Origin of the sequence: Methylohalobius crimeensis 10Ki, from assembly GCF_000421465.1 — a bacterium.
GTDB lineage: Bacteria > Pseudomonadota > Gammaproteobacteria > Methylococcales > Methylothermaceae > Methylohalobius > Methylohalobius crimeensis.
Genome location: NZ_ATXB01000001.1, coordinates 1462726 through 1489081, shown reverse-complemented (window position 1 = coordinate 1489081; position 26356 = coordinate 1462726). Strand labels below are relative to the sequence as shown.

Below are 26356 nucleotides of genomic sequence, written 5' to 3'. Positions count from 1 at the left end.
AAACTATTAACGAAACGCCCCTTCGCGATAGAGTCGCCACAACACGCCCCAACCATAAACCAGGGGACGGCGGCGGGCGCGGGGCGGAACTTCGATCTTCCGACCGGTATGGCGCTCCAGCTTCCAGACGATATAGTCCACCCCGCCCTGGAAGGTAAACAGAGACTTGATCAGGCGCAGCAGGGACAAACCTTTCCCCTGGAGGAAGCGCAGCGCCCATCCGGCTTTGGCGATCCTTCGAGTCGCATTGGGAATGGCAAAGCAGTAGCGTCCGTTCTCGCACTGCGTCGTCCAGGGAAGTTCTCGCAATAAGGGAGGCGTCAAGATTTGGTAGAAATCCGCGGCATAGTCGAATAACTGCTGTGCCCTGGCGGCGGCGTTTTCAGCGCGAAGCTCGGCCCGATAACTCAACCGCAACCCCCTCTGCCATAACTCGGGCAAGGTAAGACACGCCGAACATGCGGGAACGGTCCGCCGGATGAATGTCCGCGCCGCCTCCACAAGCCGTTCAGAGATCCAGTCGGCGGTATCGGAATCGCGTCCGTAGAGCAAGCGGCAAGGTTGCGCGAAGCGCCCCCAGAGATAGGAGTGGAACCATTGGCTCACGCCCGCGGCGAAATCTTGCCGCGATAAGACCGCATACTTGACCCGGAGGGGACGCCCTTCAACCTCTATTTCCAAATAAAAGACATTGGGCGGCAAGAGACGATTGGCCCACGCCTGCCAGCGGTGTACATAGACGCTGGTATAATCGTCCACCAGCACATATAAATCCACTAGGCCATCGAAAGGATCGCCGCTGCGGAGACAGGAGCCGTACATGAGCACCGCGGCCACCCCGGCACCGTGCAGCTCACGCAGTTTTTCCACCAACGGGGCAACCGGCGCGAATGCCGGGGCTTGAATTTGACCACTCATCCAATGACGCAAACTTTCCGTCTCGCCCATTTATCCGATCCTCATCTCACTTCGCTCAATTCGATTTCTCTTCGGCAACTTCGGGGAAAACGCCTGTTGGGGTATCTTTCCTGGCAACTCAAACGCCGCCACGAACACCGGCCCGAAGTGTTGGAAGCCTTGCACCGGGACTTAAAAGCTCAAGATCCGGACCATATCGCCGTGACCGGCGATCTGACCCAACTGGGACTGCCATCGGAATACCTTCAGGCGGCGGACTGGCTGGCCCGCCTGGGCCGACCCGAACGAGTCACGGTCATTCCCGGCAATCACGACCGTTATATCGCCACTCGGTGGGAAGAATCCCTAAAGTTTTGGGAACCCTACCTGCTCGGCGATCACCGCGCGAATCCCCGGATTTTCCCCGCCCTCCGACGGCGCGGACCCATCGATCTGATCGGCATCGATTCGGCCCCTCCCAGCGCGCCCTTCCTGGCCACCGGCACGCTCGGCAGGACTCAATTGGAAAGTCTGTCCGCTTTGCTCGGGCGCCCCCCCGATCCGGGTCGTTGCCGGATTTTGCTGATCCATCACCCCCCCCATCCGGAAGCGGTCAAACACCGCAAACGTCTGACCGACGCCGCCGCATTGAACGACATCCTGCGTCAACACGGAAGCGGGCTGATACTTCACGGCCACAGCCACTATTGGCAGCTCCATTGGCTCCCCGGCCCGAGCAAACCGATTCCTGTGATCGGCATCCCCTCCGCTTCCGCCCGGGGGCGGAAACGCGGTTATCGCGCCCGCTACCATCTCTACCACCTGATCCCCCGCACCGGCGGCTTCGAGATCGAGGTGGAAATTCGCGGCTACTGCACGCCGACCGGATGTTTCCACCCCGAAGGACGGTTCCGTTTGGATGTCGGCGGTTAGGGCAGAAACGACCGGCCGGTCGCCCCCACTGCGATGTCTGCCCCCTAATGCCGGCACCAAGCCCATACCCCCACGGTTAAAACCAAGATCGCGGCAGTCGGCGTCAACGCGGTCAACAAGGGAGGGATGTTGAGAAGCAAACCGGTATTGGCGACCACCTGGGTGGCCAGAAAATAAAGCACCCCCACCACGAGCGAAAACGCGACCTGCCATCCCAATCCCTGGGCGCGGGGGTTGGTCAGGATCAGGGGAATCAGAAACGGAACCATGACCGCCATTCCCACCGGCAACAATACTCGCTGCCAAAACAACAATTCATAGCGCTCCGATTTTTGTCCGCTGCCGCGCAAATAGCGCATGTAGCCCCAAAGATCGGATAGGGACAAGGTTTCCGCCGGGAGCTTCAAACTTTGCAGTTGCTCGGTAGTGAGGAAAGACTGCCACGACCATTGCGGCTGACGCTCGGTCTTTAGCACCCCCTCGCGCCAGTGCTTCAAGGTGACGTCCTGCAGCAACCATTTACCGCCTACCTGGATCTCGGCGTGGCTGGCATGAATAAAGTCCAGCAAGCGACCGTCGTCATCGAAATGATAGATGTCGATATCTTGCGGGATGCGCCCGTGCACGATGCTGCGCACATTCATGAACCAATGCAGATCCCGGGACCAAAACCCCTGCGCGGTTCGCAATGCGTCACTATCGGTCAACGCTTGATGCCGATGCAGAAACCCCCACTGTTGGCTGCGCGGTGCGACAAACTGCGCCACCAGACCCAACCCGACCGCCAACATCAAGACGATTTTCAATAGCGCCACCGCGATCTGGCCCACCGACATGCCGGCGGCGCGCATGGCCAACAGCTCGCTCCCCCGGGCCAATCCAGCTAAAGCAAAACTGCCTCCCATGAGAACGCAAACGGCGGAAAACTCGATCAGCTTAGTGGGAAAAGTCGACAACACATACAAAAAAGCGTCGGCCATTCGATAGCTGCCTTCCCCCACCTCGCTGAGTTCGTCGATGAGATCGAGGAAGCCGAACAAGGCCAACAAAACCAAAAGGACCAGCAAATAGCCTTTGAGAAAATTAAACCCGAGGTAGCGCTCTAAGATATCCACGGTTCAACCCAAGGTTTGTAGCCGAAACAAGCGCCAACGGCCGGTAATCAACGGCCAATACCAGACCAAGACGCACATTAGCAACAGGGCATCCGGCCACCAGGCTCCGGGCACCGGGCCCACGACCCCTTCTTTCACCCAGGTCTTGGCCATGCCGATGAGATTGTAATAGACGGCGAATAGGACGATCGCCAAAATCGTCTTTATATATCTGCTTCGTCGGGGCGCGGTGCGGCTCAGGGGAACCGCCAGCAACGCCAGGAGTATCGCGCTCACGGGACGTAAAATTCGCCACTGCAGCTCGGCGATATCCTTGGGGTCTTCAGCCCCCCACAATTGACTCGTGGGCGCGGCTTTGCTGCGGTATCCGAGCGGCTCCGGCGCACCGTCCAAAAACAAGGTCAAGTGCCGAAAACGTAAAGTCATATCCGAACTGCCGCTGGGGTCCACTTCGTAGGCATAGCCGTTTTGGAAAATCAAAGGCGTCGCCCCTTGCTCCCTTTCTCCTTGAGTCAAGGAATCGGCGTAGACGACTTGGACTTTATCGTCGGCCTGATCCTGACTGAAAAAAACCCGGCGCAGTCGCCCCTCGGCCCGATCCACCTTTTCGGCGAAGAGGACGTAACCGGCGCTTTGACTGGCGTGGAAGCGTCCCGCTTCAAGCTTATTGACATCAAACTCCGCTTCCGCGCGGTTTTCGATTTGATAGCTTTGCGTATAGGCCCAGGGGCGGATCAGGATGGCGAAACAAGCCACCACCGCGGCCACGATCAGTCCCAAGCGGAAGGTCGTCCAGGCCACCCGACCTTCGCCATAGCCGCAGGCCGCCATGGCGACCATCTCCGAATCGGCGTGCAGCCGCCCCAAACCCATCACCACCGATAAATACAGGGCAATGGGGAAAAGCACCTCCAAGGCAATCAGTATTTTAAGCGCGATCAATTGCCAGACCACGTCCATCGGCAACAAACCCGCCACTGCATCGGACAGCATACGGGCACTGCTGTAACTGCCGAACAACAAAATGAACAACAGACAAGTCGCCGCAAATGGACGCAAAATTTCGCGCACCAGATAACGGTCGAGGACCAAAAACCTTACGGGTATCACCCTTACCCCTCAAGTTAGAAAATCGTTTAATCGCGCGACATTCGCTTTATAATTCATCGTAACGAAAACCAAACGGGTTGATTTTTGCGCTAGCCATGAGTAAAGCCGACGGCTTGGGGATGGAACGCTCGCTTTGCTAAGATTAAAGGACCATTGTACCAACGCTGCCCTGGGGAATATACGATCCGATGCTGGACCCCGCCCGACCACCCGCCTGAAATTCCCATGAAAAAGTCACTCGCCGACTATCTCGATACTTCTCCATTTTACGGCGGTAACGCCGCTTTTCTAGAGGCCCTGTATGAACAATTCCTGAGCGACCCGGCAAGCGTCCCGCCCCACTGGCGGGAGCACTTCCGGATACTCCAGCGACGCATGCCGTCCCACCCCGACATTCCGCATGAGGCAATCCGGCGCCGTTTCCAGGAAATGCCTCCATCGCCACGCGTTGCCCGGCCTGAAGCGGCCGGAGCCGCGCCTTGCAACAAACAAATCGCGGTCAACCAGCTGATCAATCGATATCGGCTGATGGGGCATCGAACTGCGGAAACCAATCCCTTGCCCCTGGCTCCCCGACCTTATCTGCCGGAACTGGATCCGATCTATTACGGCCTTTCCGATAAAGACCTGGACGCCGAATTCGACGCCGCCACCCTGGCCAATGGAAAACGGATGAAATTGCGCGAGATTCTGGCCAAGGTCAAGCGGACCTATTGCGGATCGATCGGCAGCGAAATCATGCATATCCTGCAGACCGAGATCCGGCAGTGGCTCCAGGAAAGGCTGGAGACCACCGAAGCCCGCCAGAGCGTCTCCCCGGCCCAGCAAAGTCAGTTACTCAAGGGATTGATCGCCGCCGAAGGCATCGAAAAATATCTCCACCGACGGTACGTGGGACAGAAACGCTTTTCCTTGGAAGGCGGCGAAACCCTCATCCCTTTATTGGACGAACTCATCCAGCAGGCCGGCGCCAAAGCAGTACGCGAAGTGGTGATCGGCATGGCCCATCGGGGCCGGCTGAATGTCCTGACCAATATCCTGGGCAAGCAGCCCCAATTATTGTTCGAAGAATTCGAGGGCCGCGGCCGCCCCTTGGAAGGAACCACCGGCGACGTCAAATATCACATGGGGTTTTCCTCCGACGTGGACACCCCCGGGGGGCCGGTCCATTTGGCCTTGGCGTTCAACCCTTCCCATCTGGAAATCATCGATCCGGTGGTGGAGGGATCGGTCAGGGCGCGCCAGGATCGTTACGGAAAGGATGGCCATAACCGAATTCTACCGCTTCTGATCCACGGCGATGCCGCCTTCTCCGGCCAGGGGGTGGTCATGGAAACCCTGCAAATGGCGCAAACGCGCGCCTTTCACACCGGCGGCACGATCCACATCGTGGTCAACAATCAGATCGGCTTCACCATCAGCAATCCCTTCGATGCCCGCTCCACCACCTACTCCACCGACGTGGCCAAAATGGTGGAGGCGCCCGTTTTTCACGTCAACGGCGACGATCCCGAGGCGGTGTTGTTCACGCTCAAGCTGGCACTGGATTTTCGCATGACCTTCAACCGCGATGTGGTGATCGATTTGGTCTGCTACCGCCGTCACGGCCACAACGAAGCCGACGAACCGGGGGTCACCCAACCGGTGATGTACCGCCACATCCGTCAATACCCCAGCGTGGCTACCCTTTACGGCAAGCGGTTGACGGATGCGGCAGTCATCGACCCCGAAACGCCCAAGGCGATGGAGGAGGCGTATCTGCAAGCCTTGGAACAAGGCCATCCCAACTTGCGGCCGGTGGCGCAAAACGGGCACGTCACTCCCCGGGCGCCTTGGCACCGCTATTCCGATAAGCGTTGGGACAGCCCTTACGAATCCGGCGCTCCGCTCGCCAAGCTCCGGGAATTGGCCCATTCGTGGCTGACCTTTCCGGAGGGTTTCGAACCCCATCCGCGGGTGGCCAAAGTCTGGGAGGAACGTCTCAAAATGACCGCCGGCGAAACGCCGGTGGACTGGGGATACGCCGAAAACATGGCTTACGCCACCTTGCTTTCGGACGGCATCGCGGTGCGTCTGACCGGCCAGGATTCGGGGCGCGGCACTTTCTTCCATCGCCACGGCATCGTTTATCACCACCGTACCGGCGAACCGCTCGTCCCTCTGGAAAAACTCGCCTATCAACAGCAGGCCCGGTTTTATCTCTACGATTCGCTCCTTTCGGAAGCAGGGGTGGTCGGCTTCGAATACGGTTACAGCACCGCCGAGCCCGAAACCCTGGTGATCTGGGAAGCCCAATTCGGGGACTTCGCCAACGTCGCGCAGGTAGTCATCGACCAGTTCATCAGCTCGGGGGAAGCCAAATGGGGGCGTCTCAGCGGGCTCACCCTGTTCCTTCCCCACGGTTACGAAGGCCAAGGGCCGGAACACTCCTCCGCCCGGCTGGAACGCTTCCTGCAGTTGTGCGCCGAGGACAACATGCAGGTATGTATCCCCACCACCCCGGCCCAGATATTTCATCTGCTGCGCCGCCAGATGATCCGACCCTACCGGAAACCCTTGATCGTGCTGACGCCCAAGAGTCTTCTCCGTCACCGGCAGGCCGTCTCCAGTCTGGAAGAACTCAGCCGGGGACACTTCCAGTTGGTGATCGATGAAATCGACGGCATCGACCGCAAGAAGACTCGTCGGGCAATCCTTTGCGCCGGAAAAATCTACTACGAACTGCTGGAAAGCCGGCGCCGGGAACAACTCGATGACATCGCCATCCTGCGCCTGGAACAGTTTTATCCGTTCCCGGGTCAGGCGCTTCAAGACGCCTTGTCCCATTACCCCAATCTACAGGAATTGGTATGGTGCCAGGAAGAACCTCAGAATCAAGGCGCGTGGTATCAAATTCGCCACCGCTTTCTGCAGATCATCCCGTCCGGCGTCAAGCTGATTTACGTGGGACGCCCCCCTGCGGCCGCGCCCGCCGAAGGCACCTTCCCCATGCATGTGGAACAGCAACGCGCTATCATTGACGCCGCCCTCCATCCCGAAGTCACACTCAAGGCAGCAGCAGGTTGATTTATGGAAATTCGCGTGCCCCAATTGCCGGAATCGGTTGCCGACGCCACTGTCGCGGCCTGGCACAAGCACCCGGGCGATTCGGCCCGAAAAGACGAAAAATTGGTGGATCTGGAAACCGACAAGGTGGTCTTGGAGGTTCCCGCCCCCGCCGATGGCGTCCTGGAGGAAATTCACCACAGCGAGGGGGACACGGTCACCAGCGGGGAATTGCTGGCGACGATCAAGCCCGGCGAAGTCGCCGAAGCCCCGCCCGAACCTCGGAAAGAGCCGGCTCCAGGCGCAGAACCGGCCGCCGCTCCCGCGCCCGAAGCAGCCGAACCTTCTCCGCCCTTGAGCCCGTCGGTACGCCGCCTGATCGCCGAACACGGCCTGGACCCGAAGCGAATCACCGGCACCGGCAAGGACGGTCGAATCACCAAGGAGGACATTCAGGCCCACTTGGAGCGGAAACCGCCGGCGGAAGCCGAGCGGCCGCAAGCGCCATCCGCGCCAAGCGGGGAACGTCCGGAACAAAGGGTCCCCATGACTCGGATCCGGACCCGAATCGCCGAACGGCTTTTGGAAGTTCAGCGCAACACGGCCATGCTCACCACCTTCAACGAAGTGGATCTGGAAGAGGTCACCCGTCTGCGCCGCCGCCACGGAGAAGCCTTCGAAAAAAAACACGGCGTCAAGTTGGGGTTCATGAGTTTTTTCGTCAAAGCGTCCATCGAAGCCCTCAAAGGCTTTTCAGGGGTCAACGCCAGCATCGACGGGGAAGACATCGTTTATCACGGTTACTATGACCTCGGCATCGCGGTTTCCACCGACCGCGGTTTGGTGGTTCCCATTCTGCGCGACGCCGATCAAATGAATTTTGCCGAAATCGAAAAGCAAATCATCGATTTCGCTACCCGCGCCAAGCAGGGCAATCTGTCCCTGGAGGAATTGCAGGGAGGCACCTTCACCATCACCAACGGCGGAATCTTCGGCTCGCTCCTTTCGACGCCGCTACTCAACCCGCCTCAAAGCGCCATTTTGGGCATGCACGCCATCAAACCCCGTCCCGTCGTGGTGGACGGTCAGATCGTGGTTCGACCAATGATGTATCTGGCCCTGACCTACGATCACCGCCTCATCGACGGCCGCGAGGCGGTCCTGTTTTTGCGCACCATCAAGGAAATCCTGGAAGCGCCCGAAAGGTTATTCCTGAATATCTGACCCCTACTTCCCATCGGTCCCCGATCCACGCTGGGCAAACCCGATTCGGACAAGGAGCCTTCCTCTTTATCGACGGGGCTGAGATAATGTTTAAGATCTTCGTTTATCTGAACCCGAGTCGCTGAGAGGCTGTTTACAAAAGCCGCTCAGAACGCTCCTTCGAAAGAGGTCGGCCATGTTTCCTATTCGGGATGTGAACCCGGTCATCCGTACCCCGGTGGTGACGATCGCCATCATCGCTCTCAACGCGCTCGTCTGGGCGGGCTTGCAGGGTTTCGGTTCGCCCATACCCTTGTTGCAATCCATGTGTGACTGGGCCCTGATCCCGGGGGAATTGCTGGGACGCATCTCCGAAGGCACCGCCATCTCTCTGGCACAGAACGTGGATTGCGTGATCGAAAACCGAAGTTCCGGGCTGACCGTCTTCACCTCCATGTTCATGCACGGAAGCTGGATGCACATTATTACCAACATGTGGTTTCTCTGGATATTCGGCGACAACGTGGAGGACGCCATGGGGCGTTGGCGCTTTCTTGCCTTTTATCTTCTTTGCGGCCTGGCGGCCGCAGCGGCCCAGATCGTCAGCGATCCCGGCAGCGCGATCCCGATGGTGGGCGCTTCCGGCGCTATCGGCGGGGTCATGGGGGCTTACGCCCGCCTTTATCCCAATGCACGCGTGGAAAATGTGTTGCCACTCGGCTTTTATATTACGATTGTATCAGTGCCCGCTTATTTCATGCTGGGTTATTGGGTTCTGATTCAGATTTTGGAAGGTGTTTTTGCCGCTCCGGGCACCGGCGGAGTCGCTTTCTGGGCACACGTAGGCGGTTTCTTGGCCGGACTGATTTTGGCCGGACCGATGCATCGGTCCGATTATCTCGCCGAACATTTGGCTCAAACACCGCACCGCCGTCGATGGTAAACTTAAACGATCCCATGTCAGCCAGACAAAACCGAACCATGCCTCGTCCCTTCTGGGAAACCAAATCGCTCCGAGAAATGACCCTGGAAGAGTGGGAAAGCCTGTGCGACCGCTGTGGCCGTTGCTGTCTGCACAAGATCGAGGACATCGATACCGGCGAAATCCTATCCACCAACGTGGTCTGCGATTTATTCGACCTGGAGGGCGGAAAATGCACTCGCTACCGCATCCGCCAACAGTTGGTGCCCGATTGCATGGACTTGAAGGAAAATTTCCCGCCCTTGAATTGGCTCCCCTCCACCTGCGCTTATCGCCTGATCGCCGAAGGAAACCCTTTGCCCGGATGGCATCCGCTGATCAGCGGCGATTCGGAAAGTGTCCATGATGCCGGCGTATCCATCCGCAGCTTCGCCATTCCCGAAAGCGATGTGGATGAAATCACCGATCACGTCGTGGAAGGACTGCTCTGACTTCGCCTACCACTCCAGGATTTTCCACTGATGGGTACGCAGGCTCCATTCGATATCGCTGCGGCGTACATCCATGGTCCCGTCTCCGTCGGTATCGCGTAAATAGTAAGGAGGGCCCACTGGCGGAGTGACTTTGATCATATAAAGACGTCCCCCGATTCGATATTCCTCCACCACATTCTGGCCCCGTCGCCGAATGGTGATCTCCGGTTGCAACTCCTGCTCTTCCGCTTCCTGGGGTGGCAACGGCTCCAATTGCGGAGGACTCTCGTCCACCGCCATGGCTTGCAAACTTATCCCTAGGACTAACATAAATACCGTGGTGCGCATCAGCTCCTCCGCCATTCCCACGACTCCCATTGTTTTTTCAAGTCAATTAAACCGCCATTGCCTTGAACAGGTCAATGTCGGGTTTGCTTCTTGTCCGCCCATATAGGAAACTTTGGCCCTGTTTATAAAAACCACACATTCAAAGTAACTATGTTGGAAACAAACGACTGGTTTACCGAAGTCGACCCGGAAAACCACACGGCCTTTTCTTTACAAATAGAGCGCAAACTGCACGAAGAACAAACGTCCTTCCAAAAGATCGAAATCTATGAGACGACCGGCTTCGGCAAACTCATGGTGATCGACGGTTTTGTCATGCTGTCCAGCCGGGATAACTTTCTTTATCACGAGATGATGACCCATCCGGCACTCTTTACCCATCCCGATCCCAAGCGGGTATGGATCATCGGCGGCGGTGATTGCGGTAGCCTCAAGGAAGTGCTTAGGCATTCGGAAGTGGAGAGCGTGATTCAAATCGAAATCGACGAACGCGTCACCCGTCTTGCCGAGCAATATTTTCCCGAGCTGTGCGAATCCAATTCAGATCCTCGGGCCCAATTGACATTTGACGACGGCATTCGCTGGGTAAAAGAAGCACCGGATCAAAGCGTCGATGTCATCATCGTCGACAGCACCGATCCCTTGGGACCCGGAGAAGGGTTATTCACCGAATCCTTTTACCGCGATTGCCTACGCTGCCTGGGGTCGGGGGGATTATTGGTACAACAAAGCGAATCCCCTTTCTTCCATCCCCATATTCTGCATCCCATGCGGCAGGCCATGAAAACCGCCGGATTCCAGGCGGTGCACAGCCTGTTCTTTCCGCAGCCGGTTTATCCTTCCGGTTGGTGGAGCGCCACCTTGGCCAGCAAAGATGCGCTGGGGCAGCCTCGGGAGGAAGCGATCGAAAACCGACCCTTCCCTACCCGATACTATAATCTGGCAATTCATAAGGCGGCATTCGCGGCTCCGAATTTCTTCCTGGAGGATGCTTCTCATAGTCGATAAAGATGTGGAAAAGATTCTCCACAGCACCAAGAACGGACAGGCCGCACCGCCTGTCCGTTCGCGCATCCGTCAAGGACAAGGACTCAAACTGGAAAAATAAGCGGCCAGATTGGCGATATCTTCATCGCTGAGGCTGGCGGCCATACCGTTCATCAATGAAACCTCGCGGCTTTTTTCCCGATAGGCTGTAAGTGCTTGGCTCAGATAGACCTCTTTTTGACCGGCGAGGTTGGGATAGGAGGTCCCTTCGGGGCTAATACCGTTGGCCCCGTGACAACCGGCGCATCCTTTGGATCGCGCAAGCTTCTCGCCTGCCTCCGCATCGGCGGCCCCTACTTCACCGCCATAGAAATGCAAAGCGAATATTGTTAGAGTTGTAAATATAGTTTTTTTCATAACTCTCTTAAACCCATCGTCTATTTTTCGTTAAAATATGATCGGGAGCGGGACAGTTAGAGGAAACCTACCGAATCGCCAAGCAGTCTGTCAATAACTTCAGATGACCGCACGAAAAGTCTACGAATACCTGGAACGGATTGGCAACCTTCTTCGAGCCGAGGCACGCCAAAGCGACGAGAGCGGCCGCCTGCAACCGGTGCAACTGGAAATCCTGCATTATCTGGATATTTGCAACCGCCACAGCAACACGCCTACCGCGGTCACCGAATATATGGGCCTGACCAAAGGCACCGTCTCCCAAACCCTCAGTGTGCTGGAAACCAAGGGGTATGTCGAAAAATCGCCGGACCCGCAAGACAAGCGCGTGTTCCACTTGCATTTAACCGCCAAGGGCAAGGCGCTGGTCGCGGCGACCTCTCCTCCCAGCGTCTTGAGGACGGGCATCAATCAATTGACCCCGGCCCAATGCAGGCAACTGGAAGAGGGGTTGGCGGCCCTGCTCAAATCCATGCAATTCGCCCATCGCTTCAAAACCTTCGGGGTCTGCAAGACCTGCAAACACTTGCAAACCGCGAAAGACGGCCATTACTGCGGTTTGACGCAGCTTCCCCTGAGCGAACAGGATATGGAGCTGATCTGCCGCGAATATCTGTCCCCGGACATCCCCACCGACGAGGTCGCTTGAGGCCCCGCCTCAGCAGAGGCGGGGCGAGCCGGTTACCAATGATAGCCTTTTTCCTCGTGATGAGAAATGTCGAGCCCTTCCGTCTCCACTTCGGCGGAGACCCGCAATCCCAACAGTTTATCCAATAGCGACAACAAGCCCCAGGTCACGCCGGCACACCACAGACCGACCACACCCACCGCCAAAGCCTGAACCTGAAATTGGCCGGCAATCGTCGCTCCTTCCGGCAGACCCATTCCGCCCATGGATTTCGCGGCCAAACCGGCGGTCAAGAGACTTCCCAGAATTCCGCCGACCCCATGGACCGGAAAGACATCCAGGGAATCGTCGATTTTCAACACCCGCTTGAGGAATTGAGTCGCGCCAAAGCAAAGACCACCCCCCAGCAGGCCCAACAGCAAGCCTCCCGCCGGACCGATGTATCCGGAGGCCGGGGTGACGCTTCCCAGCCCCGCCACCATCCCGGTGACCAAGCCCAAAACGCTGGGCTTGCCGAACCGTATCCATTCGCAGAACATCCATGTCAAAGCACCGGCGGATGCCGCGATATGGGTGACGAACAACGCCATCCCGGCAGCGCCGCTGGCGCCCAAGGCGCTGCCGCCGTTGAAACCGTACCAGCCGACCCAGAGCATACCCGCGCCAGTCACCGTCATGGTCAAATTATGGGGCAGCATCGGAACCTCCGGAAATCCCCGCCGCGGCCCCAACACCAACGCCGAAACCAAAGCCGCCACCCCGCAGGTCACGTGGACCACGATCCCACCGGCGAAATCCATCACCCCCAAGTCGGCCAACCAACCTCCGCCCCAGATCCAGTGACATACCGGCACATACACCAAAAATAGCCATAAACCGCTAAACCAGAGCATGGCGGAAAACCGCATCCTCTCGGCAAAACCGCCGACGATTAATGCCGGCGTGATAATGGCAAAGGTCATCTGAAAAGCGAGGAAAATGATTTCGGGAATCGATCCGGACAGGCTTTCCAAGGTCAACCCCCGGGCAAACAGACGTGACATGCCACCGATCACAGGCTGCCAATCGCCTTCGGTGAAAGCCAGACTATAGCCTGCCGTCAGCCATAAAATGGATGCCAGCGAAGCAACCGCGAAGCATTGCGCCAATACCGACAGGACATTCTTGACGCGCACCAAGCCCCCGTAGAAAAGCGCGAGCCCCGGCAGGGTCATGAATAATACCAAAGCGGTAGCGGTCAGCACCCAAGCCGTATCGGCACCGCTGAACTCGACCGCCGACGCCGAGCGCGGCAGAAGAACCGCCGCGCCTCCCAAACCACGCAACAAATCGTTTTTATTCTTATTGGCCATGGAATTGCCCCTCTTTCGATTACAAGGCTTCCGTGCCCGTTTCACCGGTTCGAATCCGAATGACTTCTTCCAAGGGCGATACGAAAATTTTGCCATCGCCGATCTTGCCGGTCCGCGCGGCACTGGCAATGGCTTCGACCGTCCTTTCCAAAAGATCGTCGGTCACCGCCACCTCGATTCTCACCTTGGGCAAGAAATCCACCACGTATTCGGCCCCGCGGTACAGTTCGGTATGACCCTTCTGGCGGCCGTAGCCCTTCACTTCGGTCACGGTCATTCCGGCGATACCCAGCTCCGAAAAGGCTTCCCGGACGTCGTCGAGCTTGAAGGGCTTGATGATTGCAGTGATTAATTTCATGCATTCACTCCTGAAAATGGATTACACACGCCGAAACTATGCCGAAAAACATTCCAAAAGACAATTTGGCCGCCGGAAACGAATCGGCTATGCTTGAACCATTATCGATAGAAAGGATTTTTATGTTCGATCCGAAACAACTCGACGATCTGGCTCGACGCCTGTCCGATGTCCTACCCGAAGGGCTCAAGTCGGTGCGCGAGGATATGGAAAAGAACTTTCGCGCCATCCTGCAAAGCACCTTCTCTCAGATGGATCTGGTCAGCCGCGAAGAATTCGAAGTCCAGACCGCCCTGCTCCAACGCACTCGCAAGCAATTGGAAGCGTTGGAGGAACAGGTTCGGGAGCTGGAACAGAAGCTCGGCGACTGAGATGGCGCTGGCGCGGGTTTACAGTCGCGGCCAGAGCGGAATCGACGCGCCCGAAATATGCGTCGAAGTGCATCTGGCCAACGGTCTGCCAAGCTTGGCCATCGTGGGACTTCCGGAAACCGCGGTCAAAGAGAGTAAAGACCGGGTACGCGCGGCGCTGGCCAACTGCGGCTTCGAGTTTCCCACTCAACGCATCACCGTCAACCTGGCCCCGGCGGACCTTCCCAAAGAAGGCGGGCGTTTCGATCTGGCCATCGCCTTGGGGATTTTAGCCGCCTCCGGCCAGATTCCCGGTCAGCCGCTGGCTCACTGCGAATTTCTGGGCGAATTGTCCCTGGGCGGTGAGATGCGTCCGGTTTATGGCGCCCTGCCCGCGGCCCTCCACTGTCGAAAAGCCGGGCGCGAACTCATCCTTCCCGAATTCAACGGCGACGAGGCGGCCTTGGTGGATGATTTGCTCGTGAGAGGCGCCGGGCATCTCCTTCAGGTCTGCGCCCATCTCCAGGATCGAGAGCCTTTGGCGCCGGTAGCGCCTCCCTCAGAGACACCCGGTCCCGCGAACGATGTGGATTACGCCGAAGTACGGGGGCATTACCAGGCCAAGCGGACGCTGGAGATCGCCGCCGCCGGCGGTCATAATCTACTGATGATGGGGCCGCCGGGTTCGGGAAAATCCATGCTCGCCGAACGCCTCCCCACCATCTTGCCGCCCTTGAGCCAAACCGAAGCGCTGGAAACCGCCGCCATCGCCTCCATCAGCGGCCAGCCATTCGATCCCGCCCGCTGGCGCGTGCCGTCCTTTCGCGCCCCGCATCACACCGCCTCGGCGCCGGCGCTGGTAGGCGGCGGGGTGGGCGGTCAAATCCGACCAGGGGAGATCTCTTTGGCCCATCTGGGCTGCCTCTTTCTGGACGAACTGCCCGAATTCAACCGTAAAGTACTGGAAGTCTTGCGCGAGCCGCTGGAAACCGGACGGATCACCATCTCCCGCGCCGCGCGCAAAACGACCTTTCCCGCCCGGTTTCAGCTGGTCGCCGCGATGAATCCCTGTCCTTGCGGCTATCACGGAGATCCTTCCGGCCGTTGCCATTGCTCTCCCCAGCAAATCGCCCGTTACCGCCAGCGTATCTCCGGTCCGCTGCTGGATCGGATCGACCTCCATCTGGAAGTCAACTGCCACACCGGCGAATTACTCGGCGCCCGAGACGGCGAGGAATGCGCCAGCGCCGAAATGGGCGCCCGGGTCGATGCCGCCCGGCGCATCGCCCTGGATCGGAGCGGCAAACTCAACGCCCACCTGAACGTGGGCCAGATCGAACGCCATTGCCGGACCGATGCCGCGGGTCAAAAACTCCTTTCCCAGGCGGTCGATAAACTGGGTTTGTCCCACCGCGCCCTGCATCGGATTCTCAAGGTGGCGCGCACCGTTGCCGATCTGGACGGCAGCGACGCCCTCACTGCCAAACATCTGAGCGAAGCCATCGGCTACCGCAAGCTGGATCGCAAACCGAACGCTCTCGCCCGGCCACCGGTCACGCCTTGAGCACCACCTCGTAGCCGGCGAACTTGCGGACATTGACCACCCCTTGATCGAAAATCAAATATTGTCCCTTGATGCCGCGCAAAGCCCCGCCGACTTCGTCCTGTTTGTCGAAATTGAACGCTTTGACTTTGTTCGGATATTCCAAAATGGGGTAGCGGATACTTAAAGCCCGGGCGTCGGACAGGACCCGAATCGCATGGGGACCGAAACCGTTTGCGGCCGCTTGAATCGCATCCCGGCATTGATCGAGCAAACGATCCCGTTCGGCGGAAAGGTCCAAAGGCTCGGCTTCACCCTTGAGCATTCTCTGCCAATGGGTTCGGTCGGACACATGACGCTTCATGACGACTTCCACCAATCCCGCCAGATAGCGGGATGTCACTTCCAGAATGGGTAGTGCCTGGGTCGCCCCTTGGTCGATCCAACGGGTCGGCAGCTGGCTTTTGCGGGTAATTCCGACTTTTAGATCGGAAGCGTTGGCCAGATAGACCACGTGGGGTTGGAAGCAATTGGCCCGTGCCCACTCCGGCTCCCGGCAGGTACCCTGATCGTGGTGACACAGTTCGGGCTTGACGATGCAACGATCGCAGCGGGCCAGCTTGCGGAAACAAGGAAAACAATACCCCTGATTGAAGCTTTTGCTGGTCTTGCGCCCGCAGTGAATGCAATGAATTTCACCCTGATAAACCAAGGTCAGGGAATGACCCAGCCAATCGACCAAGGGAACCCTCGAATCCTCTCCCAGGGGGAGATGATAGCCGACCCTGCCGTCGGCCTGTAAAGTCACTTTCATTTTGCGCAAAGCGCCGCGGTAATTCATAATTTATCGTTTTTGCAATGAGTTCGAGGAGAGTCCCAATATGGCCTTGATGAAGGTTTCCTCCGGGAAAAATGTTCCCCACGATATCAACGTCATCATCGAAATTCCAGCTTACAGCGATCCGGTCAAATACGAAGTGGACAAGGAAACCGGCGCCCTGTTCGTGGATCGCTTCATGGGAACGGCGATGCAGTATCCCTGCAACTACGGCTACGTTCCCCACTCCCTGTCGGAAGACGGAGATCCGGTGGATGTGCTGGTCATCGCGCCCTGGCGATTGATTTCCAGCTCGGTGGTCCGCTGCCGCCCCATCGGCATGCTGCAAATGACCGACGAATCGGGCGTCGACGCCAAGATTCTTGCGGTACCGGCGGATAAGCTCACCCCGCTTTATAAAACGGTGCATTCTTTCCGTGACATTCCCGAAGCCCAGTTGGCTCAAATCGCCCACTTTTTCGAACACTATAAGGACTTGGAAACAGGGAAATGGGTCAAGGTGGAAGGCTGGCTGGGTCGGGAAGAAGCCAAACAGGAAATTCTCGACAGCATCGAGCGCTACAATCGGGTCCAGGACAAACCCAACTTCTAAAAAACATCCCGGATTAAGCAGGCGTGTTTTTTTCCACCCAGCGCGCACCGCCGGGCAGGCGCTCCTTTTTCCAAAAAGGGGCCCGGCTTTTAAGCGCTTCCACGACGGCGCGGCAGGCTTCGAAAGCCGCCTTTCGGTGAGCCGACCAGACCGCCACCAGAACGATGGGATCGCCGGGCCGGATTTCTCCGACCCGGTGAATCACCAGAACCTCCAGGCAATCCCAGCGGGATCGTATTTCATCGACGATCCGTTCCAACTCGCGTTCGGTCATACCCGGATAATGCTCGAGAAACATGGCCGCCACCGATTCTCCTTCGTTGAAGTCGCGCATGGTTCCGACAAAGCTGGCCGTGGCCCCATACGCCCCCGACGGCAGAAGCCGATGTTGATGCTCTTGCAGCCGGCTCCATGGATCGAACGGCTCTGCGATCAACTTGACTGTCATGGACTCATCCTCCGGTGACGGGTGGAAAAAAGGCCACCTCATCCCCCTCTTTAACCGGCGCTTCGGGTCGCGCGTACTCCATATTGACCGCCGCCAACACCTCTTCCGGCAACGGCTCTTTGGTCAAAACGCGCCAGACATCGGCCACGGTTCGCGCTTCATCGGCCGGCAAGTCAACTTGATCGATGCGCCAGCGCTCGCGCAGGCTTGCAAACATCCTTACCTGAATCCCCATAAACTGCCTCTCAATCCAAACTCGATAGCAAAGATATGACATATCATATACAACCCATTCCAACTTGAGCAGACCCGTTATGACGAAGCTTACCCATTTCAACGCCCGAGGCCATGCCCATATGGTGGACGTGGGCGACAAACCCGCGAGCAAACGAAGCGCTCTGGCCGAAGGTTATATCGAGATGCATGCGGATACCCTGAACATGATCCTTGAAGGCGGACACAAAAAAGGGGATGTTTTGGGTATTGCCCGAATCGCGGGTATCATGGCAAGCAAAAAGACGGCGGACTTGATTCCGCTCTGCCATCCTATCGCTTTGACCAAAGTGGAATTGGAATTGATCCCGCAAACCGAACGACAATGCGTTCGTTGCCTGGCCAAGGTGGAAACCACCGCTCCCACGGGGGTGGAGATGGAAGCCTTGATGGCGGTTCAAACCGCTCTTTTGACCATTTATGACATGTGCAAAAGTGTGGACCGCGGCATGACGATGCATACCATCCGCTTGCTCGAAAAAAGCGGCGGCCGCAGCGGTCTTTGGCGACGCGATTGACGTATCCAATCACGCCCGACCCATCGCTTTGAAAAACCAATCTTCTGAACTCACTGCATGAGGAAAAAAACAGCTTATGCCTAAATTGACGCTCGCCTTATCGACCATGGCGCTCGGAATCGTTTTCTTATTGGCTCCAATCGAGGACGCCGAAGCCAAACGCTTTGGCGGGGGGCGTTCCTTTGGCGGCAAATCCTTTTACAGCACGCCTTATAAGCGCTCCCAACTGCAACAGCGGCGCACCGCGTCCCAGAAAAAGGTGGCCCGAACCAACCAGTCCGCACGCCAATCCTGGCGCAATCGCGGGGGACTGCTGGGTTGGATGGCGCCCTTGCTGATCGGAGGGCTTTTGGGGTCGCTGTTTTTCGGCGGCGCATTCGAACATTTGAATCTTGCCGATTTCTTGATTTTCGGCGGCCTGGCCATGCTCGCTTTCAAGTTCCTCGCCCGCCGATCTCAGCCGGTCGAAGAAGCGCCTTACGGCGGTGCGGCATCCGGGTCGGGATACCACCGCGATCCATCTGGTCCAGCTACCGGTTCCAGACCTTTCGATACCGACTTATTGTTCAAACAAGGCGATTCCGTTTCAAAAAGCCCCATCCCCGCCTCGCTGACGGCGGTACCGGCTGATTTCTACGTGGAACAATTCCTCGAAGAGGTCAAGCATCTATTTCGTCAGCTTCAAGACGCCTGGAATCGGGATGAATTGGCCGATATTCGCGGCTTGACCACCGACGAGGTATTCATGGGCATCAAGGCGCAAAAAGAAATGGACGGCAATGGACCGTTCACCGAGGTTTTGGCCCTCGAAGCACAGCTACTGGACTATCAGGAAACACCGGACACGCAGGAAGCGGCCGTCCTGTTCGATGCCGAACTCCAGGAAGCCCAGCAAACACCTGAGAAAATTCAGGAAATTTGGCATTTTGTGCGCTCAAAACGCCACTTTCGCCCCGCTTGGATCTTGGACGGAATCCAGCAGATCGAAGCCTCATCCTGAAGATAGATAAAGAGATAGATAAAGGTGCCGCCTTTCAGCGGCGCCTTTTTTATCGCGTATTTTACTGGGTAGCCGCAACGTCGGTGACCGATAAGCCTGTGAGCTTCCAATTATCGTGATCGGCCAAATCGCCTCCCGTATGTTTGAGTTCGCAAACATACTGTTGGCGGACGGCCGCTTCTCCCGGTTCGGTGACCATCACCCTCGATTTGATTAAAAATCGACCGAACCCGATATCCCAGGACTGATGTGCCTTGTCGTCGAAAACGAGCACGGTATCCTCGTCGTATTTATCCCGTACAAAGCCATTGCACTGCAGCAACGCCATCGCGGTCCGCTCGTTATGAACTTGGGCGGCTTCTCCCCCTTCCGAGGAATCGCCCGTGAAAAATTCACTTCCGGTCATATTGAGCACGAACGGCACCACGACTTTGTTGAGAATGACATACAAAGCGATGACATAAACAATTAATAGTAATACTGAATATTTATTTTTTATGAATTTTTCCCACATAGATCGAACACTCCCATCCTCATTCGATTATTTATCTCCGAACTTCTTTTAGACGCCCTCTCGAAGCGTCGTATTTCTCCTCTCTCACCAAGAAAGCATACCCATTCCGCCTGCGGTTGACCAGCAGGGAGACGGCTTTTTGCCTTCTCCAGCCGAGCTTGTCCAGCCCTCAGCGGTTGAGATTTCGGCTCGAAACGTGTAATTTGACCGGTCAAATAAAATGATTTCATGACATGATTTGGAGATCCTTCAAAGCCAGCGCTCACGATCTGGTTATCGCGGGTGTTACTTTTATTGGCATCGCTTTCTGTCTGTACGTCGATTCCTTTCATGATCTGCCCTTGCAAAATGCCCTAGGGAAATGCGGATGGGTGGTATTGATCGGTTTATTGTACTGGGAAACCAATTTGGTTCGTCTCCAGGTCATGGTCGCGGTCTTGTTCGCCACCGCCGGCGAGCACTTCGCCTCCGGGCTCATGCATGGATATATCTACTATTTCCATAACATTCCCGCCTATATTCCGCCCGGACACGGCATGGTTTACCTGACCGCCGTGGCCCTCGCTCGCTCGCCCATCTTCCAATATTTTCAACGCCCGATTTGTTGGGGAGTGCTCACCACGATGGGGGCATGGTCTCTATGGGGGATCACGCTTGCTGAACGGGGCGACTGGATTGGCATGATCTTATTTTCGATCTACATCCCTTGCATCCTATGGGGGCGGGCGCCTTTGGTCTATTTAGCCGCGTTCTTTGTCACCACTCATCTGGAACTCATCGGAACGTCGCTGGGCACATGGGCTTGGGTTGCATCAGACCCTCTTCTCTTCATCCCTCAGGGGAATCCTCCGAGCGGAGTGGCAACGTGGTATTGCTTGGTGGACGCGGTGGCCCTGGGAGGAGCCACTTGGTTAATCAACCAATGGACCAGTTTGCGGACATTACCGAACCGTGTGAGAAACTTGTGGACCCCACCGGCTTGGGTGCAAGTCGCCGCTGAGGACTAGAGACGCATTCGAGGATTGAAATATCCAACGACGCCCGATCCGGATAAGATTATCGGTGGCCGTGCGAAGCATTGAGCTTGTTGACGGAAAACCAATAATACTTATGGGCGGCCCTCCGATCTTCCGCCCGTAACCTAGATAAGAGGTGCGTTATGCGACATTGGCTATTGATGATTTTAGGTTGCTTGATGGTTGCTCTCGGCAATCCAAGCCACGGCGATGAAACGCCGTTATCGCCTTACATGCAAAAAATCGTCGGTCAAGAGGACTTCGTCTATGTCTGGACACTGGGAATGGAGGCGGTTGGAGACGGCTCCGACAAGCTGGTCACCATCGACGTCAACCCTAAATCCTCCCATTACGGAGAAGTGATCCATTCGCTTTCGGTGGGCGGGCGCCACGAAGCTCACCATTCCGGATTCACCGATGATCGCAAATATTTATGGGCGGGCGGATTGGATACCAGCAAAATATTTATTTTCGACGTCCATACCGATCCCGCCAAACCGAAGCTGTTCAAAGTCATTGACGATTTCGTGGAAAAAACCGGCGGCGTGGTCGGCCCACATACGACCTATGCTTTGCCCGATCGGATGATCATCAGCGGTTTATCCAACCACCAGGATTACGGTGGCCGCACCGCATTGGTGGAATATACCAACGCGGGCGAATACGTCGCCACCTATTGGATGCCCACCGATAAAAATCTGCGAGGAGCCGTTAAAACCGGGCAATACGCCGACGGTTACGGTTACGACGTGCGCGCCCTCCCCCGCTTGGATATCATGCTGAGCAGTTCTTTCACCGGACATAAGAATTACATGCGGGATTTCGGCAGTCTGGTGAAAGATCAGGAGGCGATGAAACAATTCGGCAACACCATGGTTTTGTGGGATCTGCAAAAACGTCAGCCCAAGAAGATATTCGACGTCCCAGGCGCCTCCCTGGAGATTCGATGCGCTTGGGATCCCAACCACAATTACTGTTTTACCAGCACCGCTTTGACGGCCAAAATCTGGCTCATTTATCTGGATGAAGAAGAAAACTGGCAAGCCCGAGCAGTTGCCGATATCGGCGATCCCAAGCAAACGCTCCTGCCGGTGGATATTTCAATCGAAAGCGACGACCGGCGGCTTTGGGTGACCACGTTCATGGATGGCACTGCTCGTCTGTTCGACATTTCCGACCCTTTCCATCCCAAGCAAATCTACCAGAAGAAGATCGGCGCCCAAGTCAACATGGTATCCCAGAGCTGGGACGGGAAGCGCGTCTACTTCAGCTCCTCCCTCTTATCCCAATGGGATAAGAAAGGGAAAGACAACGAACAATTCGTCAAGGCTTATCAATGGGACGGTCAGCGATTGTCCCCGGAATTCGCCATCGACTTCATAGAGGAAAAACTTGGACATCCGCATCAAATGCGTTTCGGTGCCTATTCCTTGTACCGATAACCGCAATGCACGGAGCCAGGGACGGCCCCGCCCGCCTCATTGCAATTAAAACCCGCCTTCCAGCGCTAAAGGCGGTCGCTGAAACTTTCCCTAGACCGGCCTCCTCGTCCAAGCCAAACGCCGCCAAAGCGACACGAACAGGCGCACGAACAAGCAAAACAAATCCGTCATGCGATTGAAGAAATAGCTGTTCAAATCTTTCCCGCTCATTCCGAAAAAGCGCATGCCCGCCCAGCGGAATAAATAAGGTGCGCCCAGGATACCCGCCACAAAGCCTAACACGACCATCCCCGAAAACAGCGATGATCCGATTTCCGTTTCCGGCGCGGTCGATAAGCCTGCGTGGCCGGACGCGCTAACCAGATCGTCGGACACCCCGGGGATACCGGGTAGGATGCCGCTTCCCTTGCCCACTATTAACTGGGCTTTCATGCCCTTTTCGGTATGCTGGGCAATATCGCAATGTACCAAATAAGTTTTATTCTCCGGGGGTGCGATGAACGTTCCGGTCACCTCACCGGGGCCGGTGACTTCAATATGAAACATCCCCATGGGATAAAGATCCTCGGGTAATCCGTGCAACATCCATTGGTGCCTTACATTGTCGTCGTTGACCAAATTCACCGTTACCCGAGCACAAGGCTCAACCTTCCATTCGTGTTCGCTGTAGCCGAATATCGTTCCCGGATAAGACTTGGCATGGCGATGCCCCGCATGAACCGTAAGCTTCACGTTTTCGGATATTTCGCGGCAGCCGTCGGGAAGCTGATCGGTATTTTGCCCCATCACCATGTGTCCGCGCATATCCATCATCATCCGGCCATGATCCATCATCGGCATCTCTGCCGCCCGTCCCGCCATGCTCAGCAAAACGGTTGCTCCCGCTAGAACCTTTAAAACAGTCAATCGCATCTTTTAAACCCCTTTCAACCTTTGCCAGGCCAATACTGGTAAAGCAGCTCTCGAGCGCGCTTACGATTGGAGAACAAAACGTAGGCCAACAACCCTAAGAACAGCCCCACCAACAGGTTGCGGAAGGGGGTTTTGGCGGGCTGCTCAGCCGCCTCCTCCCGATGCGCCTTCGACGACTCCGTCTCCGCTTGGGAAAGATCTGCACCCGATTCACCTAAGCTGTTCCATTCGTCGATGTCCTGCCATACCGGAAGCTTGCGTTCGTAGAAAGCCCGTGTGAAATATTGGCCGAGATCGACTCCCTGAATCCGGGGCACATCGTTGGGGTCAAGAAATGATTTATATACGATGGCGCTCACATTCCCGCCGGGGTTCATGCCATCGGTGGTAATCCCGCGTTCCACATGGTCATGAAAAACCCATACGCCGGGACCGTAATTGTGCAGTCCGTCGTTTGTGGTATCCAACTTCAGATCCAACCGTTGGGCCGGGGCCAAATCGTAAACGTCTCGGGTAATTTGCGCGGCGGGATTGGCCTCCACGCCATCGTAATGGGTAATGGTGGCTTTATGTCCATGGGTATGAATTGCCAACAAATCTCCCTGGGCATTCAGCACACGCAATTTGATGTCCTGGTCCGGGTCTACGACGATGAGGGATTCGCGCAGGGTATAGGGAAAGGAACGACCGTTGAGAAGGAAATAATCCTCGCTTGCATCGGTCAAATCATATTCCCGGTTCATTTTCTTGGCGATCAAACGGGGATCGCTGTTCGACTGGACAATTTCGTGAAGTTCCTTGTCCACCGCCTGATAATGGAGATCATATTCCTGATCGAACGCCTCCAGGCTTCCCTTGGATGGATGGCGCACCTTGCCCGCGCCCACATTGAAGGTTTGAAGCCAATTATCGGGGCGGTTTTCCTCCACCACCAGCATACCGATCAAGCCCATGGCCAAATGGGTATGAGTTTGAACATGGCAATGATAGATGAAGGTACCCGGCTGTCGCGGGCTGATGTCGTATATGCGCCGACCTCCGGGGAGAACGAAACCCTCGCTGGTTTGCGGCACGCCGTCGTTTCCTTCGCCGTCCTCATCCATGAATGGGTGATCGACGCCGTGCAAATGAATGGTGTGAGGAAAATAGTGGGTGTTTTCCAGGACGAGCTTTACCACATCACCTTGCTCGACGCGAATGACCGGCGAGGGAGTACGCAGCAGGGAGTTGGCTTGCGCGCTGTGAGCGTCCTCGGTGGCCATGCCCCGCGTTTTAGGGGCGAACACCCAGAAAGCCGGTCGAATACCCGGCGCGATATCGAAATCGAGAACCGATTCGTCGGCAATAGGGGACGCGCCGTTCAATTCCGCCACTTCCAGCTTGATGACGATTTCATCCGGATCGCCGTCGCCGTCGCGGTCGTTCCGCTTGATCACCGAATCAGCGGCCAGTCGCGTCTTCATCAGGGTGGGCATCGTAATATTGTTGGTACCCTTGACGAAAGCAGCGATGTCATGGGGATTATCCGGCCAACAGACGCGTTCTTCCTCAATCTCGATGCCATCCACCGCCTGGGCATCGCGCCACTCAACCGGCTTATCCTTGGGGCAAAAAGGCTCGGCTTGTCCTTTATCCACTTCAATCGACGACGGCGGGGGATTCCCCGCCGCCGTATTTACCACAGACAATATCGCAACGCTGGCAGCCGCGCTCGCAAGACGTATCCGCATCAACTTGATTATCCTGGGATGTTGTTATTGTGATTTAGAATTTCTTGAATTTCGCGATCAACGCATCCACCTGCTTGCGGAAGCCCGCACTGGACAGGTAAACGAAGTAAAGCACCGCGAAGATAATCACCGCGGCGATAATTGCATTCCGCGTAGTTTCCCCGGTGTCTTTCCCCACTTGAAGAGCCATATGATTTTCTATGCTTTTGCCATTGGGATCGGCCAAGGTGACGTGAACTTCGTATTCACCCGCTTCCTGGAAGTCGACGACCGATTCGATTGTTCCCTTTTCCATGGATTCCGCCGGGCGCTCGTAGATGGTCTGTCCATCTTTGACCACTTCCACTTCAATCATCATTTGCTTGATTTGACGATCCAAATCCAGTTTGGATTTTTGCGCCGTGGTTCCCTCCAAGGTCTCGTAATCAAAGACCAAATTGGTATGCCCCAAATTCGGAAGGGTGGTGCAATACTTGACATTCCCCGTCACCTGGGGCTGGTAGGCCGAGAACATCAAGAAAAAATCGCCGACCGGCAGACGGCAACCGCCTCCGACTCCGCCGCCACCGCCACCATCGGCGAAAGCGGGAGTACCCAAAAGCAGCATCCAAAGCATCAGGATAGATCTGGTCATCGTTCGCATGACTCTCCTCCACTCTTTGTGGTTATTATAGAAAAGCCTGTTTATTGTGCCAAAACAGCCCAACCGACACAAATCATTCCGCGAAAGAGGGAGAAGTGTTTGTGACGCCAATATCGTCCCCTCCGTCTGCATCGTGGCCCGCTTCTCTGAGGGTTGCAGGCACCGCCATAGAGGGGACGAATCAAAGGGCGAAACCGGAAATATGTTAGAAGTTTTTGAGCTTAGCAATCACCCCATCCACCTGTTTGCGGAAACCCGGGCTGGACATGTAAATGAAGTATAAAACTGCGAAAATCACCACGATGGCGATAATCATATTCCGGGTGGTCTCTCCGGGGTCTTTCCCGACTTGAATGGCCAGATGATTTTCCATGCTCTTTCCCTTGGGGTCGGTCAAGGTAACATGGACCTCGTATTTGCCCGCTTCCTTGAAATCGACGACCGATTCAACGGTGCCCCGATCCATCTTCTCCGGAGGGCGTTCGAAAACGGTTCTGCCATTATTATCAACCACTTCCATGGACATGGTCATTTGTTTCATCAATCCGGACATTTCCTTCATCCGATCATCCAAATTCTCCAGGGTATTTTTGGTCCCCTCCGGGGTTCCAAGCACCGTACTCCCTTTCGTGCCTTTCAGTAGCGTTTCCGTCGTATCGCCCATCGTCTCGAAGTCAAAGACCAGGTTGCTCCGACCCAATTTCGGAAGC

The 26356-nt window shown here is 56.4% G+C and carries 30 protein-coding genes; 14 read left to right on the top strand and 16 right to left on the bottom strand.

The annotated features are described in order from the left end of the window. Positions 1–6: 6 nt before the first annotated feature. Positions 7–918: a hypothetical protein gene (locus H035_RS0107415; RefSeq protein ID WP_026596378.1), complete on the bottom strand. Its 912-nt coding sequence runs from the start codon at positions 916–918 to the stop codon at positions 7–9. Between the two features lie 3 nt (positions 919–921). Here H035_RS0107415 and H035_RS18690 point away from each other — a divergent pair, with 3 nt between their 5' ends. Next, the gene (locus tag H035_RS18690; protein ID WP_022948354.1) at positions 922–1830 is read left to right on the top strand and encodes a metallophosphoesterase family protein; all 909 of its coding nucleotides are present in this window, start codon (positions 922–924) and stop codon (positions 1828–1830) included. A 44-nt stretch (positions 1831–1874) separates the two neighbouring features. On the opposite strand, the gene lptG is transcribed toward H035_RS18690, so the two are convergent. Both lptG and lptF read right to left on the bottom strand, forming a co-directional pair. After that, the gene (lptG, locus tag H035_RS0107405; protein WP_022948353.1) at positions 1875–2945 is read right to left on the bottom strand and encodes an LPS export ABC transporter permease LptG; all 1071 of its coding nucleotides are present in this window, start codon (positions 2943–2945) and stop codon (positions 1875–1877) included. Between the two features lie 3 nt (positions 2946–2948). Further along, entirely contained in the window at positions 2949–4055 is a 1107-nt protein-coding gene (gene lptF, locus H035_RS18685; RefSeq protein ID WP_084684852.1) for an LPS export ABC transporter permease LptF, read from the bottom strand. A 225-nt stretch (positions 4056–4280) separates the two neighbouring features. Here lptF and H035_RS0107395 point away from each other — a divergent pair, with 225 nt between their 5' ends. From H035_RS0107395 to H035_RS0107380, 4 genes are all read left to right on the top strand, one after another. Beyond that, on the top strand, positions 4281–7121 hold the full coding sequence (locus H035_RS0107395; RefSeq protein WP_022948351.1) for a 2-oxoglutarate dehydrogenase E1 component: 2841 nt from the start codon (positions 4281–4283) through the stop codon (positions 7119–7121). Positions 7122–7124: 3 nt separating this feature from the next. Continuing rightward, the gene (gene odhB / locus H035_RS0107390) at positions 7125–8324 is read left to right on the top strand and encodes a 2-oxoglutarate dehydrogenase complex dihydrolipoyllysine-residue succinyltransferase (RefSeq protein ID WP_022948350.1); all 1200 of its coding nucleotides are present in this window, start codon (positions 7125–7127) and stop codon (positions 8322–8324) included. 175 nt (positions 8325–8499) lie between these two features. After that, positions 8500–9246, top strand: a complete 747-nt coding sequence (locus H035_RS0107385) for a rhomboid family intramembrane serine protease (RefSeq protein ID WP_022948349.1) — start codon at positions 8500–8502, stop codon at positions 9244–9246. Between the two features lie 38 nt (positions 9247–9284). After that, the gene (locus tag H035_RS0107380; RefSeq protein ID WP_022948348.1) at positions 9285–9716 is read left to right on the top strand and encodes a YcgN family cysteine cluster protein; all 432 of its coding nucleotides are present in this window, start codon (positions 9285–9287) and stop codon (positions 9714–9716) included. Between the two features lie 6 nt (positions 9717–9722). Here the strand turns inward: H035_RS0107380 and H035_RS0107375 are convergent, their stop codons facing one another. After that, positions 9723–10061: a DUF2782 domain-containing protein gene (locus H035_RS0107375; protein ID WP_235044555.1), complete on the bottom strand. Its 339-nt coding sequence runs from the start codon at positions 10059–10061 to the stop codon at positions 9723–9725. Positions 10062–10196: 135 nt separating this feature from the next. On the opposite strand from H035_RS0107375, the gene speE reads away from it, so the two are divergent. Continuing rightward, positions 10197–11054, top strand: a complete 858-nt coding sequence (gene speE, locus H035_RS0107370; RefSeq protein WP_022948346.1) for a polyamine aminopropyltransferase — start codon at positions 10197–10199, stop codon at positions 11052–11054. Positions 11055–11123: 69 nt separating this feature from the next. On the opposite strand, the gene H035_RS0107365 is transcribed toward speE, so the two are convergent. Further along, on the bottom strand, positions 11124–11450 hold the full coding sequence (locus H035_RS0107365) for a c-type cytochrome (protein ID WP_084684851.1): 327 nt from the start codon (positions 11448–11450) through the stop codon (positions 11124–11126). A 103-nt stretch (positions 11451–11553) separates the two neighbouring features. On the opposite strand from H035_RS0107365, the gene H035_RS0107360 reads away from it, so the two are divergent. Further along, the gene (locus tag H035_RS0107360; RefSeq protein ID WP_022948344.1) at positions 11554–12138 is read left to right on the top strand and encodes a MarR family winged helix-turn-helix transcriptional regulator; all 585 of its coding nucleotides are present in this window, start codon (positions 11554–11556) and stop codon (positions 12136–12138) included. 32 nt (positions 12139–12170) lie between these two features. Here H035_RS0107360 and H035_RS0107355 read toward each other — a convergent pair whose 3' ends face one another. Continuing rightward, a complete protein-coding gene (locus H035_RS0107355; RefSeq protein ID WP_022948343.1) occupies positions 12171–13469 on the bottom strand; it encodes an ammonium transporter in 1299 nt (432 codons plus the stop codon). A gap of 19 nt (positions 13470–13488) precedes the next feature. Continuing rightward, positions 13489–13827 (bottom strand): P-II family nitrogen regulator, encoded by a 339-nt coding sequence (locus tag H035_RS0107350; protein WP_022948342.1) that lies wholly within the window; start codon positions 13825–13827, stop codon positions 13489–13491. 122 nt (positions 13828–13949) lie between these two features. Between H035_RS0107350 and ubiK the strand changes: the two genes are divergently transcribed. Together ubiK and H035_RS0107340 are read left to right on the top strand one after the other, a co-directional pair. After that, positions 13950–14198 carry a ubiquinone biosynthesis accessory factor UbiK gene (ubiK, locus tag H035_RS0107345; RefSeq protein WP_026596374.1) on the top strand — a complete coding sequence of 83 codons (249 nt, stop codon included), beginning with the start codon at positions 13950–13952 and terminating at the stop codon, positions 14196–14198. A 1-nt stretch (position 14199) separates the two neighbouring features. Beyond that, complete coding sequence (locus H035_RS0107340) at positions 14200–15741, top strand: YifB family Mg chelatase-like AAA ATPase (RefSeq protein ID WP_022948341.1); 1542 nt, start codon at positions 14200–14202, stop codon at positions 15739–15741. Here the strand turns inward: H035_RS0107340 and H035_RS0107335 are convergent. Beyond that, complete coding sequence (locus tag H035_RS0107335; RefSeq protein ID WP_022948340.1) at positions 15731–16561, bottom strand: DUF2797 domain-containing protein; 831 nt, start codon at positions 16559–16561, stop codon at positions 15731–15733. The genes H035_RS0107340 and H035_RS0107335 overlap by 11 nt on opposite strands. Before the next feature lie 40 nt (positions 16562–16601). Here H035_RS0107335 and ppa point away from each other — a divergent pair, with 40 nt between their 5' ends. Further along, positions 16602–17150: an inorganic diphosphatase gene (gene ppa, locus H035_RS0107330; RefSeq protein ID WP_022948339.1), complete on the top strand. Its 549-nt coding sequence runs from the start codon at positions 16602–16604 to the stop codon at positions 17148–17150. Positions 17151–17163: 13 nt separating this feature from the next. Here the strand turns inward: ppa and H035_RS0107325 are convergent, their stop codons facing one another. Continuing rightward, positions 17164–17598 carry a molybdenum cofactor biosynthesis protein MoaE gene (locus H035_RS0107325; RefSeq protein WP_022948338.1) on the bottom strand — a complete coding sequence of 145 codons (435 nt, stop codon included), beginning with the start codon at positions 17596–17598 and terminating at the stop codon, positions 17164–17166. 4 nt (positions 17599–17602) lie between these two features. Next, the gene (locus H035_RS0107320) at positions 17603–17815 is read right to left on the bottom strand and encodes a MoaD/ThiS family protein (protein WP_235044554.1); all 213 of its coding nucleotides are present in this window, start codon (positions 17813–17815) and stop codon (positions 17603–17605) included. A gap of 97 nt (positions 17816–17912) precedes the next feature. On the opposite strand from H035_RS0107320, the gene moaC reads away from it, so the two are divergent. Then, complete coding sequence (gene moaC, locus H035_RS0107315) at positions 17913–18389, top strand: cyclic pyranopterin monophosphate synthase MoaC (RefSeq protein WP_022948336.1); 477 nt, start codon at positions 17913–17915, stop codon at positions 18387–18389. A 76-nt stretch (positions 18390–18465) separates the two neighbouring features. Next, a complete protein-coding gene (locus tag H035_RS0107310; protein WP_022948335.1) occupies positions 18466–19389 on the top strand; it encodes a Tim44 domain-containing protein in 924 nt (307 codons plus the stop codon). 61 nt (positions 19390–19450) lie between these two features. Here the strand turns inward: H035_RS0107310 and H035_RS0107305 are convergent, their stop codons facing one another. Together H035_RS0107305 and H035_RS22420 are read right to left on the bottom strand one after the other, a co-directional pair. Then, positions 19451–19903, bottom strand: a complete 453-nt coding sequence (locus H035_RS0107305) for a hypothetical protein (RefSeq protein WP_022948334.1) — start codon at positions 19901–19903, stop codon at positions 19451–19453. Then, on the bottom strand, positions 19885–20235 hold the full coding sequence (locus H035_RS22420; protein ID WP_235044553.1) for a hypothetical protein: 351 nt from the start codon (positions 20233–20235) through the stop codon (positions 19885–19887). The genes H035_RS0107305 and H035_RS22420 overlap by 19 nt, the downstream gene beginning before the upstream one ends. 39 nt (positions 20236–20274) lie before the next feature. On the opposite strand from H035_RS22420, the gene H035_RS18680 reads away from it, so the two are divergent. Both H035_RS18680 and mtoX read left to right on the top strand, forming a co-directional pair. Continuing rightward, positions 20275–20910, top strand: coding sequence for a hypothetical protein (locus tag H035_RS18680; RefSeq protein ID WP_235044552.1), 636 nt, complete (start codon positions 20275–20277; stop codon positions 20908–20910). Positions 20911–21080: 170 nt separating this feature from the next. Beyond that, on the top strand, positions 21081–22361 hold the full coding sequence (mtoX, locus tag H035_RS0107295) for a methanethiol oxidase (RefSeq protein ID WP_051149826.1): 1281 nt from the start codon (positions 21081–21083) through the stop codon (positions 22359–22361). Positions 22362–22451: 90 nt separating this feature from the next. On the opposite strand, the gene H035_RS18675 is transcribed toward mtoX, so the two are convergent. From H035_RS18675 to H035_RS0107275, 4 genes are all read right to left on the bottom strand, one after another. Continuing rightward, the gene (locus H035_RS18675; protein WP_084684850.1) at positions 22452–23273 is read right to left on the bottom strand and encodes a cupredoxin domain-containing protein; all 822 of its coding nucleotides are present in this window, start codon (positions 23271–23273) and stop codon (positions 22452–22454) included. A gap of 14 nt (positions 23274–23287) precedes the next feature. Beyond that, the gene (locus H035_RS18670) at positions 23288–25003 is read right to left on the bottom strand and encodes a multicopper oxidase domain-containing protein (RefSeq protein WP_022948330.1); all 1716 of its coding nucleotides are present in this window, start codon (positions 25001–25003) and stop codon (positions 23288–23290) included. Between the two features lie 34 nt (positions 25004–25037). Next, a complete protein-coding gene (locus tag H035_RS0107280; protein WP_152485984.1) occupies positions 25038–25637 on the bottom strand; it encodes a hypothetical protein in 600 nt (199 codons plus the stop codon). A gap of 214 nt (positions 25638–25851) precedes the next feature. Continuing rightward, the gene (locus tag H035_RS0107275) at positions 25852–26310 is read right to left on the bottom strand and encodes a hypothetical protein (protein WP_152485983.1); all 459 of its coding nucleotides are present in this window, start codon (positions 26308–26310) and stop codon (positions 25852–25854) included. Positions 26311–26356: the final 46 nt, after the last annotated feature.